The organism is Portibacter lacus (assembly GCF_021533215.1).
Taxonomy (GTDB): domain Bacteria; phylum Bacteroidota; class Bacteroidia; order Chitinophagales; family Saprospiraceae; genus Portibacter; species Portibacter lacus.
The window spans coordinates 57,812-70,674 of sequence record NZ_JAJNKA010000001.1; the positions used below are offsets into that span (position 1 = coordinate 57,812).

7 protein-coding genes are annotated in these 12,863 nt (G+C 37.9%); 5 read left to right on the plus strand and 2 right to left on the minus strand.

Annotation, left to right across the window (positions count from 1 at the left end):
* Nucleotides 1-1,343: 1,343 nt before the first annotated feature.
* Together L2586_RS00195 and L2586_RS00200 are read left to right on the plus strand one after the other, a co-directional pair.
* On the plus strand, nt 1,344-2,918 hold the full coding sequence (locus L2586_RS00195; protein ID WP_235290734.1) for a protein adenylyltransferase SelO: 1,575 nt from the start codon (nt 1,344-1,346) through the stop codon (nt 2,916-2,918).
* A 276-nt stretch (nt 2,919-3,194) separates the two neighbouring features.
* The gene (locus L2586_RS00200; protein WP_235290735.1) at nt 3,195-4,643 is read left to right on the plus strand and encodes a Gfo/Idh/MocA family oxidoreductase; all 1,449 of its coding nucleotides are present in this window, start codon (nt 3,195-3,197) and stop codon (nt 4,641-4,643) included.
* A 44-nt stretch (nt 4,644-4,687) separates the two neighbouring features.
* Here L2586_RS00200 and L2586_RS00205 read toward each other — a convergent pair whose 3' ends face one another.
* On the minus strand, nt 4,688-5,662 hold the full coding sequence (locus tag L2586_RS00205; RefSeq protein ID WP_235290736.1) for a DUF4861 family protein: 975 nt from the start codon (nt 5,660-5,662) through the stop codon (nt 4,688-4,690).
* A gap of 20 nt (nt 5,663-5,682) precedes the next feature.
* Nucleotides 5,683-6,738 carry a bestrophin family protein gene (locus L2586_RS00210; RefSeq protein ID WP_235290737.1) on the minus strand — a complete coding sequence of 352 codons (1,056 nt, stop codon included), beginning with the start codon at nt 6,736-6,738 and terminating at the stop codon, nt 5,683-5,685.
* A gap of 349 nt (nt 6,739-7,087) precedes the next feature.
* On the opposite strand from L2586_RS00210, the gene L2586_RS00215 reads away from it, so the two are divergent.
* The 3 genes from L2586_RS00215 to L2586_RS00225 are packed head-to-tail and all read left to right on the plus strand — an operon-like array spanning nt 7,088 to nt 12,857.
* Entirely contained in the window at nt 7,088-8,665 is a 1,578-nt protein-coding gene (locus L2586_RS00215) for a sulfatase family protein (protein ID WP_235290738.1), read from the plus strand.
* A 31-nt stretch (nt 8,666-8,696) separates the two neighbouring features.
* Complete coding sequence (locus L2586_RS00220) at nt 8,697-11,009, plus strand: glycoside hydrolase family 95 protein (protein WP_235290739.1); 2,313 nt, start codon at nt 8,697-8,699, stop codon at nt 11,007-11,009.
* Between the two features lie 57 nt (nt 11,010-11,066).
* Nucleotides 11,067-12,857, plus strand: coding sequence for a family 20 glycosylhydrolase (locus L2586_RS00225; RefSeq protein WP_235290740.1), 1,791 nt, complete (start codon nt 11,067-11,069; stop codon nt 12,855-12,857).
* Nucleotides 12,858-12,863 lie beyond the last annotated feature (6 nt).

Consider the following 12,863-nt stretch of genomic DNA (forward strand, 5'->3'; position numbering starts at 1 on the left):
GCAGAATGAAAAGTTGAAGAGAGGTTCGATTGTGATAGCAGTCGGGCCTCTTTTCTTTTATGGGTATTTTCTTATTGCCCTTTTTAACCAAACCATCCAAAAACATTATGGAGCTTGGGCTTTAACTCGAGAAAAAGAAAGCCGTTTTTTAAAATCTGCGAAAATCTCTTAGATCTGCGGGCTATTTTAGTTTTTGTTTTTAAAAAAGACAAGTGAAATTGTTTTTTAGCTAATCAACCTAAAACTATAAGGTGTCGCACCTCTGGCGCTTAAAACTAACGTGATTTGTTGGTTACTACAAAGGTAGCGTCCCTCTGGGACTAATATCTAAATTTTTAGCACGCTGTTTTATTTCTGAAACTTGACCATCTTAAACTATGAATGGAGCTTGGGTTTTAACCCGAGAAAGCAAACGTCTCACACTATAATAAGAGGTCCTGTGGAATTATAAAAATCAAGATTTCTTCTCGGATGAGATGCAATGGAGCTTGGGTTTTAACCCGAGAAAAAGAAAGCCGTTTTTTAAAATCTGCGAAAATCTCTTAGATCTGTGGGCTATTTTAGTTTTTGTTTTAAAAAAAGACAAGTGAAATTGTTTTTTACCTAATCAACCTAAAACTATAAGGTGTCGCACCTCTGGCGCTTAAAACTAACTTGATTTGTTGGTTGCTACAAAGGTAGCGTCCCTCTGGGACTAATATCTAAATTTTTAGCACGCTGTTTTATTTCTGAAACTTGACCATCTTAAACTATGAATGGAGCTTGGGTTTTAACCCGAGAAAGCAAACGTCTCGCAATAAATTACGAGGTCCTGTGGAATTATGAAAACCAAGATTTCTTCTCGGAAGTGATACATAGGAGCCTGGGTTTTAACCCGAGAAAAAGAAAGCCAATTTTTTAAAATCTGCGAAAATCTCTTAGATCTGTGGGTTATTTTAGTTTTTGTTTTAAAAAAAGACAAGTGAAATTGTTTTTTACCTAATCAACCTAAAACTATAAGGTGTCGCACCTCTGGCGCTTATAGCTAACTTGATTTGTTGGTTACTACAAAGGTATCGTCCCTCTAGGACTAATATCTAGATTTTTAGTACGCTGTTTTATTTTTGAAACTTGACCATCTTAAACTATGAATGGAGCTTGGGTTTTAACCCGAGAAAAATAGCGTATCAATCTTACCATTTCACATCAAGCATAATCATCCGTATTAGAATATGAATCTGCTAGTATCTTGTATTTGCAATTTTTAAGAAAGTAATAATTGAATACCTACCATAAACTGAATAACACATTAACTTTATAATCTTTTTAGCTCTTTTCATGTTAGATTCCCAAATGTTACATTAATGAAATTGAATTTAAAAGACACCTTTAATAAAGAATTGCCTGCAGATCCGATCCTTGAAAATTCAAGAAGACAAGTTCCTAAATCTGCCTTTTCAATCGTAAAACCGAGAATTCCTTCACATCCAACTTTAATTCACGTAAGCCCTGAAGTAGGTGACCTGTTAGGTATCTCGGAAGCGGAACTTAATTCACAAGAATTCCTTGATATTTTCTCAGGAAGTAAATTGATCAAAGACGCCAATCCATATGCCATGGCATACGCTGGTCACCAGTTTGGGAATTGGGCAGGACAATTGGGTGATGGACGTGCAATCAATTTAGGAGAAGTGGTCCACAATGGAAATAGATGGACGATGCAATTAAAAGGTTCGGGCGAAACGCCATATAGCAGAACTGCTGATGGCCTTGCTGTTCTTCGATCCTCTATTCGCGAACACTTATGCAGTGAAGCGATGTTCCATTTAGGTGTGCCGACGACGAGGTCACTCTCTCTAATGTTAACTGGTGATAATGTCATGAGAGACATGCTCTACGATGGGAATCCTGCACTTGAGAAAGGTGCTGTGGTCTGTAGAGTTGCTCCAAGCTTTATTCGATTCGGGAATTTTCAACATTTTTCAGCGAATCAGGAAGTCAAACACCTGAGAACATTGACGGAATATACGATTCGACATTTCTTTCCAGAAATTAAATCTAAAGGGAAAGAAGCATATCTTGAATTTTATAAAACAGTATTGGAGCGCACTGCTAATATGGTAATCGATTGGCAACGAGTTGGCTTCGTACATGGTGTTATGAACACGGACAATATGTCGATATTGGGATTAACAATAGATTATGGTCCTTATGGATGGCTAGAGGGTTATGATCCAGGCTGGACTCCTAATACTACGGATCGTCAAGGAAGAAGATATCGGTATGGATACCAGCCCAATGTAGCTTATTGGAATCTAATGCAGCTAGGTAATGCGCTATATCCATTGATAGAAGACGCTGCACCATTAGAAGACATCTTGAATTCTTATGCGACTATTTTTACGCCGAATTACCTCCAGATGATGAAAGGTAAAATTGGTCTTTTCGAAGAAGATACTAATGATCAGCAACTCATCGACGATCTAGAAAAGATGTTGACTTTCACGGAAACAGATATGACCATTTTTTTTAGAAAACTTTCAGATTTTGAAGTCGAGTTAGAAATTGACCTAAAAGGAAAATATCTAGATTTTATCAAGGATGCATTTTATGATATTAGTGGGAAAAAAGAAATTGTCGCTTCCGCCTGGCAAGATTGGTTCGAAGCATATAAAGTAAGATTGACTAAGGAAAATATGACTGCGGAAGAGCGAAAGAAGGAAATGAATAAAGTGAATCCGAAATATGTCCTCAGGAATTATATGGCGCAGCTAGCCATCGATGCTGCAGATGAAGGAGACTATTCTAAAGTGAGTGAACTATTCGAACTTTTAAAACAACCTTACGCTGAGCAAGTAGAACATGAAAAGTGGTTTGCAAAACGTCCCGAATGGGCTAGGAATAAAGTGGGATGTTCTATGCTTTCCTGTTCTTCCTAGGAGATGCAGTTTTGTTATATTGAATATTAATATGTGGAAATTTTAGAGAGAAGTGACAAGATTACATCAAATTTTGTATTTTTTGAATTAAAATATCCTTTTATCTGTGATTTTGTATTGAATAATTTGTGAAGATTGTTAAATTGGCAATTAATCATTGCTTTGCCATGAAATTTCAAGAATAAAGCTTACATTTTTGTGAATTTCAAAAGAAAATAATGGACTTCATAGAATAACAATATTATTAACATTTAAACATGAATAGCAAAAAACAATATGGAAAATAATAAGAGGCGGAAATTTCTAAAAACAAGCCTTGCAGCGGCTGGTGGAATTAGTATTATTCCATCATCGTCAATATTTGCAGGGAAGAATATATGGCACGAAGAGAGTCAATCATTTAAGAAAACATATTTACCAAGTGAAAAAGTAAATATTGCTTTCATCGGGATAGGACATAGAGGAGGAGATATAGCAAAAGCATTATATAAAACTGGATTAGCGAATGTAGTTGCGTTATGTGATGTAGATATGGAAGCGAAACATACCCAAGAGGTAATTTCTATGTTTCCTAATGTGCCTAGATATAAAGATTTCAGGGACATGTTCGACAAAATGGGCGATAAAATAGAAGCGGTCAGTGTAGGAACACCAGATTTTTCTCACTTTCCGATTACGATGTTAGCCATGTCTCTTGGAAAGCATGTATATGTTGAAAAGCCGATGGCTCGAACATTTAACGAGGTTGAGCTGATGATGAAAGGTGCTAAGAAGTACAATGTTCAGACTCAGATGGGTAATCAAGGGCATTCAGGAGCAAATTACTTTCAATTCAAAGCATGGAAAGATGCTGGAATCATAAAAGATGTTACCGCTATCACTGCCCATATGAATAGTAAGCGTAGATGGCATGGATTCGATAATAGTATAACGAAATTTCCTGCAAAAGAAGCTAAGCCAGCAACTTTAGACTGGGATACATGGCTTTCAGCTGCGGAACATCATGATTACAATAAAGACTATCATCATGGACAGTGGAGATGCTGGTATGATTTCGGAATGGGAGCACTAGGCGATTGGGGAGCACACTTATTAGATACGGCACACCAGTTCTTAGACCTTGGATTGCCTACTGAAATTAAAGCACATAGACTAGATGGACATAATTCCTTCTTCTTCCCGTTCTCTACTACTTTAGAATTCAAATTCCCGGAGCGTGGAAATATGCCACCAGTAGATATTACTTGGTACGATGGAATTGATAACCTACCACCTTTACCAGATGGTTATACAGCGAATGCATTAGATCCTAATATTCCACCTCCGAGTGATGGAAAATTAGAAGTGAAAAAGTTAAGTCCTGGAAAAATTATCTATGGTAAAGATTTGACTTTCAAAGGTGGATCTCATAGTAGTACTTTAGATCTTGTTCCAGACCAAAAAGGAAATTATAGAGATGTGAAATTGGTGAAATACCCAGAAAGTCCATCAGATCACTTTGAGAACTTCCTGAAAGCTTGTAAAGGAGAAGAGGAATGTCGTTCTTCTTTCGAAATAGGTGGACCACTTAGTCAGGTGTTTACACTTGGTGTACTAGCTCAACGATTAAGTACCAACTTAGAATTTGATAGAAAGACAAAGCAAATTACAAATAACGACTTAGCAAATAGAATGCTTGTTGGAACTCCTCCAAGAAAAGGATGGGAAGAATTCTATAAGCTCTAAGAATAAATTAAGGTTAAATTTTTATAAGATTAAAACATGCATGGCTATTCTATAGTCATGCATGCTTTTTCTACAGCAGTTTGGAAATCCATCGCTGATTTTGGTCCGTCTATTCCTAATGACCACTGTGACATAAATCTATATTTTACACCTTTTGCACTATTCCCAAATATATACAAATGGGTGAGGTCGTTAGTTATCTCACTAGGTTCGTAAGCAGAACTCGCCATTACCGCCATTCCCATATCGTGATTGTGATAAGATTGCTTGCCGTAGGTATATGCGTACAATTGATTCCCTACTTGACCGACAGTTACATTCGGCAAGTGTTTTACGATACCAGTTGCGAAATGCATCCCTTCAGGTAACGCTCCATTTTCTACTTTTAGGTCAATGTCACAGTAGAAATTTCCAGTTTCTATACTCCAGTCTTGAATAATAGTGAAGCTATGGTCCTCTATTTTTAAGTCTAAAAAGGTGGTTCGAATGGTTGACTTGTCATCTCCATCTTCGATCACTTCTATTTTTTTAGCAGACCAGTCTGAAAGCGTATATATTGTGTCCTTATAATAAATGCCAGGACTCCCGATACCTAGTGAGTTGCCAACCTTTAAGACATCAGCTCCCCAATCCATAATGTTGTGATAATCCCACGAAACTGTGTCCATAACTAAATCAGGCACTTTCTTCGCGAAAATGTCAAAGCGATGTCTTTCGTCAGCATAGTAGCGGTAGGCAATCTTATCATTTTCTAGTACGGGGCCTTCGAACATGAACCATTTATTTTGACCTACTAGATCATGAGGTACATCGAGTGATTTTTTATGAACGTAGGGTCCCGAGATCTTATTGATGTTGTTTTTGTCAAAGTCAAAATTTTGAACCTTAACAATGGCTTTGGTATGTTTTGCAGTGTTCGTTTTAGTTAACTGCTGACTGCCTAATTTTGGGTTGCAGCTGATGACTAAAGTATAAGCGAATAGAGAACAGATAAAATATTTTATAATGCTATTTTTCATTATTTAAATGTTTGTCAAGTTTAAAATTGTGTATGATATTTTACCGGAAATTGCTCCGGAATATTTTCTAATGATTCTCCCATATTCTGGCGAAGATCTATTTCAATTCCTCGAGCGATAGTGGAAATTGGGACGTCGTTCGGTGTACCTTCGAAAGGATTCTCACCAGTTCTTCCTATCCGTTCCATAGTATGAAAGATCCATGCAACCAATACATAAAATGGGATGCAAAACCATACAAAAACACTGCCCAACCATTCATGGTCTGAAGCTATTTCTGATCCTATCTCAGCGAATTGAGGAATAAGAGCGAGTGGAAGCATCAGTACAAAAATCCACATGAAATAGTAGTTTAATGTGGCGAATTGGCGTGGATATGGAAAGTTTTTAATCCTTTCACTTTTTCCTTGTAAAGAGAGCAACTCTTGGAGCAAACCTTCTAATTCTAAAAATGAAAACTCCCACAAGATTCCTTTTTCTTTGAGTTCTCTTAAATGATGAGATTGCAGATATATCAAGGCAGTTTGTTTATTGTTTTTGTCTGCAATATAATCGAGATCTTCCTTGGATAGGTAAGGTTTTAAATCATCTTGTAAGTTTGATTCTCTTTCTGGCGGTTTAGTATCCCATTCCTTATTCGTTTTATGATTGTAGGTGGTTTCCCACGGTTTAGGCATTCTCATGCTATGTCTCAGGACTGTCATCCATGCAATATGTCGATAGGTTATGTTTTTTATTTCAAATTTTAGATCTTTATCATCAACTGGAGATTGACTATACTCATTAGTAACCATATCCTGAAGATACATCCCAAGTGTTCGAGATGTATTAACGATTCCTCCCCATATTTTTCTTGCCTCCCAGATTCGACCATAAGCAGCATTATTTTGAAAACCAATTACGAATGCTACTGCTGTACCTATTAGTGCTAGTGGTGTCCAAGGAATTCTTAGCCATTCTAATCCAAAGAAATAATAAATGGAAACAAAAATAGAAATGAGAACTAGAAAGAAAAATGTTTCGAATCTTGTCCACATAATCATTTCGAAAGCGGAATATGTTTTCTTAATATGCATGAGGTGTTTTTTAGGTATAGGTATTGGTCATCTGAATCCTAATTGGCATTGTTAAAATAAAATATTTTATTTGAAATAGTCCCTTTTCTAGAATTTACATTGATTAAATATGATGAGGAAAGCCATTTTTATCAAATTTGGCTTACTGCTTTGTTGTCAGCACCACTATGCTTTTTTGATATGAATATTCATTTCTTCTTGATGGAAGGTGGTATTCTTCTAATTATTAAGTGAATTTTTCTAGTTCTAAAAAACTATATCCTTTTAACTATTAGGCCTAACCTATAATCTTTAAACAATTTTATTAAATTGTGACCTATCATATCTAAGCTTAGGAAAAGAATACAAAATGAAGAATTTATTAGGAAAGCTCTTTGGAGCAATATTATTGGTAATAACGGTTTACGGCTGTGCTGAAAAGACTGAAGAAGTTGCAGAAAGACCGAATATCTTATTTATCATGTCGGATGACCACACCTCACAAGCCTGGGGAATATATGGTGGCCTTCTAGAAGAATACGTACATAATAAGAATATCAAAAGGCTAGCTTCTGAAGGTTGTGTGCTTGAAAATTGTCTGGTTTCGAACTCGATTTGTACACCGAGTAGGGCAACCATTCTTACTGGTCAATACAGTCACATAAATGGCGTAATAACTTTAGGAGCTGGATTGTCTCCAGACCACATTAATATTGCCAAGGTGATGGGTGGCGGAGGTTATCAGACGTCTGTCATTGGGAAGTGGCACTTGAAGCAAGAACCAGGTGGATTTGATTACTATTGTGTCCTTCCAGGTCAAGGTAGATATTGGGATCCGATTCTAAAAACAAAAGAGAACTGGCAAGATTACGGCAAAGGAGGAAAGCCGTATAAAGGATTTAGCACAGATGTAATTGCAGATATGGCAATCGACTGGATCGATAACCGAGATACAACTAAACCATTTATGGCGATGTGTCATTTCAAGGCTACTCATGAACCATTTGATTATCCTGAAAGATTTAGTGATTTATATAGAGATATCGATATCCCGACACCAGAGTCTTTTTACGATAATAGTGCTGAAACGAATGGTCGAGTTTTTAAAGGTCAATCTATCGATAACTTGAAAAAGAGATATCTAGATGCAACTGCGAACCCTGAGAAACGTCGGGATTATATGGACTATCCAGAACTTCCATTTGTTGTTGATGGTCTAGCTGATGATGAAGCAAGGATGAAAACGTATCAAAAATTCGTTAAGGATTTCATGCGTTGTGGCGCGGCGATCGATGATAATATTGGTAAATTATTAGACTACCTAGACGAATCAGGACTAGCGGAAAATACCATTGTGATTTACACGGCTGACCAAGGTTACTTCCTAGGAGAGCATGGATGGTTCGATAAGCGTCTTATCTATGAAGAGTCTATTCATATGCCTTTCGTGATCAGATATCCGAAAGAAATTCCAGCAGGCACAAGAAATAAAGATTTGATAGAAAATGCTGATTTCTCGGCATTATTCGCGGATTACGCTGGGATTGATTATCCAGCAGAAATGCAAGGTGTTAGCTTTAGAGAAAATCTGAAAGGGAATACACCTGATGATTGGAGGAAATATGGTTACTACAGATATTGGGATCATTCTAGGGATCGTCCTGGTCATTTCGGAATTAGAGGTGAGCGTTACAAATTAGCTTTTTATTATGGAAATGGACTTGCGGTGAATAAATACACACCTGAGGAAATGCCGACTAAATTTTGGGAGTTCTTTGACCTTGAAAAAGATCCGAAAGAAGGGCATAATGCATACAATGATCCTGAATACAAGGATGTCATTGCAGAAATGAAAGTTGAGATTATGAACCAAAGGAAGATGTTAAAAGATTTGGATGAAGGGAATGAAGAAATGGCTCAGATTATCGAGGCACACTGGAATGATTAAGGTATTAGGGAATAATGCAAATAAAAAATTCATGAAGAAATTCAAAGGAATGAAATTGGGCTTTGTGCTTTTTTTTATAATCGTATTTAATTTCGCAGGTTTAGGTCAGCAAGAAGCGAGTCTCAATTATGATACTGCTGCAAAAGTGTGGACAGAAGCATTGCCTGTAGGGAATGGTCGACTAGGTGGGATGATTTATGGAGGTGTTGCACAAGAGCACATTCAGTTCAATGAAGAAACACTTTGGGCTGGAGAACCACATGACTATGCTCATCAAGGCGCTAAGAATTACCTAGGTGAAATTAGACAGTTATTAACAGATGGCAATAGTAAAGCAGCACATAAATTAGCGCAAGACCATTTTATGAGCGAGCCTTTAAAGCAATTGCCTTATCAGCCATTTGGGGATCTCTATCTGAATTTTGAAAATCATGAAGAATTTACCAACTATAGAAGATCACTAGATCTAAGTAGTGCCATTTCTAAAGTGAGCTACACCGCTAAAGGCGTTAATTTTACCAGAGACGTTTTTGTAAGTCACCCAGATCAAGTGATGGTTGTTAGATTAGAAGCAGACAAAAAAGGATCACTCAGTTTTGAAGTCAATATGGATGCAGAACATGAGGAGAAAAAATTGACCTCGAACGATAATCAACAAAGCTTAGAAATAGCGGTCAAAGATGGTGCTCTTCATGGTGCCGCGAGACTTAAAGTAGAAACAGATGGTTCGCTGACAGAAAAAGACGGAGTGCTTAGCATTGCAAATGCAAGTAGTGCAACAATCTATCTTACAGCAGCGACGAACTACATCAATTTTAGAGATGTTAGCGGAAATCCTGCCGAATTGGTAGAGGATTATTTGGCGGAAATTGAGGGGGAATCGTATGAACAAATCAAAACGAATCATTTAGAAGATTACCAGGAATTGTATAATCGATTCAGTGTTGATTTCGGTGATAATGGTCAATCTGCAAAAACGACAGATCAGCGAATTTATGACTTTTGGAAGAATCCAGATGATCCAGAATTGTTGGCACTTTATATTCAGTTCGCCCGATACCTCACCATTTCTACGAGTAGACCAGGAACGAATCCTTCTAATCTCCAGGGCATCTGGAATGATAAAATGGTACCACCATGGTTAAGTGGATATACGACTAATATCAATTTAGAAATGAATTATTGGCCAGTAGAAATCACTAATCTTAGTGAGTGTCATGAGCCTCTTTTTAAGTTTATCAGCGAATTATCTGAAAGTGGGAGCGTAGTTGCTAAGGAGCATTACGATGCCGATGGTTGGGTAGCTCATCACAATGTGGACTTGTGGCGTGGAGCTGCTCCAGTGAATGCTTCTCACCACGGAATATGGGTGACAGGTGGCGCTTGGTTAAGTACGCACATCTGGGAGCATTACCTCTTCACTATGGACGAACAGTTTCTAAAAGACAGGTATCCATTGATGAGAGATGCGGCGATCTTCTTTACTGATTTCCTCTATAAAGATCCGAATACAGGATACTTAATAAGTTCTCCTTCGAATTCTCCTGAAATAGGCGGCTTGGTTGCTGGTCCTACGATGGATCATCAGATTATCAGAGCACTTTTTAGAAATACTATTGAGGCTGCGAAGGTCTTAGGTGAGGATGAAGAATTAGTGATGAAACTGAATGCCTTGATACCGGAAATTGCTCCGAACCAAATTGGTCAACATGGTCAACTGCAAGAATGGCTCGAAGACAAAGATGATCCTGATGTTCATCACAGACATGTTTCTCATTTGTGGGCAGTCTATCCGGGTAATGAAATCAACCTTTTCGATACGCCAGATTTAATGAAAGCTGCTAAGCAGTCTCTTGAATTTCGAGGAGATAATGGGACGGGATGGAGTTTAGCTTGGAAGGTCAATTTTTGGGCACGATTTAGAGACGGAAATCATGCCTACAAAATATTGCATGGACTACTTAGCCCTGCAGAAGAACCTTTACGTAAAAATAAAGGTGGCTCTTACCCTAATCTATTTGATGCTCATCCACCATTTCAGATAGATGGAAATTTCGGGGGAACTTCAGGGATTTTAGAAATGTTGGTTCAGAGTCATTTAGAAGGAATCGAATTATTGCCAGCGTTACCTGATGCACTTCCTGAAGGCGAAGTATCAGGCCTTTGTGCACGAGGAGGATTCGAGTTATCGTTCAAGTGGAAAGATGGTATTTTAGAGAATTTAGAAGTGCTTTCTAAAAAGGGAGGGACTTGTCGATTGGCATATGGTGATAACATTACGATTATAGAAACAAAGAAGGGAGAAACCTATCAATTCAATGGTTCATTGAAAGAAATGAAGTGATAAAAAGTTATGATGATTAAGTCTACGTTACTCTGTCTATTCATTTTATTGGTTTCAATGGCTAAAGCCAATGACACTTTAAATCTAATTCCTATTCCTGAAAAAATTACTTTCAAGGAAGGAGCATTTTCTTTTTCAGAAAAGACGCAGATCTATTTGCCTAAAGAATTTGAATCAGACTTGAAACCTTACATCAACGAAAAAGTGAAAGCTGATCTTGGTGTTTCGGTTCAAATATTGACCGAAAAAAAGAAAGGAGCGCAGATTATCTTCGTAATCGTAAAGGATGGATTCACACAAGACGGTGCTTATACCTTAGATGTTTCTCCTAAGGAAATTAAAGTTACCTCTAATTCTTATGCTGGATTATTTTATGGATTCCAGACCTTAAGACAATTGATGCCAGTCAATAACGGAACCGCGTTCGAAATACCAGCTGTTAGGATTGAAGATAGTCCCAGATTTGATTGGAGAGGATTGATGATAGATGTTTCACGGCATTTTCAATCTAAGGAATTTATCATGAAGCAGATCGATGTGATAGCTGCATACAAATTGAATAAATTTCATTGGCACTTAACCGATGATCAAGGATGGCGAGTAGAAATAAAGAAGTATGCGTTGTTAACAGAAAAGGGAGCATGGCGGGCAGATCGCACTGGAATTGCTTGGTGGAGTAGGGATGCGGCAACAGCCGATGAGCCTAAAACGGTAGGTGGTTTTTATACCCAAGACGATATTCGAGAAGTGTTGGAATACGCAAGAATTAGAAATGTAGAAGTCATTCCAGAGATCGATGTTCCTGGACATAGTAAAGCTTTAGTGGCTTCCTATCCAATGTTGTCCTGCCTCGATGATCAAGAATTCGAAGTAGCAGTCGGTGGAAAAGCACCTGATAATGCACTTTGTCCAAGTAAAGAAACAACTTATGAATTCTTGACGGATGTGGTAGCTGAAATTGCAGCACTATTTCCGACTCAATATATCCACTTAGGTGGAGATGAATGCAATAAGTCCAACTGGAAAAAATGTCCACATTGTAGTAAGATGATGGCCGATGAAAAATTGAACGATTACGAAGAACTGCAAAGTTATTTCATGGGAAGGATGAATTCCATTGTCAATGATCATGGGAAAAAGATGATCGGCTGGGATGAAATACTTAGTGGAAAAGGAGCAAAAGGTGCGACGATTATGGCATGGAGGAGAAATAGATTCACTCCAGAGTTAGATGCCCCGCGCGGAGGATATCCGACGATCATGACTTCTTACGAAGATGTTTATATCAGCCAAGTTCAAGGACCTTCTATTTTAGAACCAGAAGGCCCGAGGGTGGTGTTGCCACTTTCTAAAGTTTACAATTCTGAACCGATGCCATCAGGCTTAAGTATGAAAGAGCAGGAATTGGTTCTTGGGACGGAGATGTGTCTTTGGGCGGAATTCACACCGACAGAAAGTCACGCAGAATATATGCTGTATCCACGGACGATTGCTCAGTCAGAATTAGCTTGGAGTAGACCAGAAAATAAAGATTGGCAGCGATTTCAGAAGAACCTTCCAAGGCATTTTCTAAGATTAGAACGCAATGGCGTAAACTATTCGAAAAGCATGTACAGTGTATATGCATCTTACGCGATAGATGAATTGCATGGAAATGTTCGAGTGCTTATGGAAACAGAAACGGACGGGAATGAAATCAGATATACTTTAAACGGTAAAGATCCTGACTTGAATTCGGATCTCTGTACAGGAATGGTTACTGCCAATATAAGATCACTTCTGAAAGCTGGACTTTTCAATAAGGATGGAAAATTGCTAGGAAAAATAACGGAGATAAGATTGAGATAGGTAAGG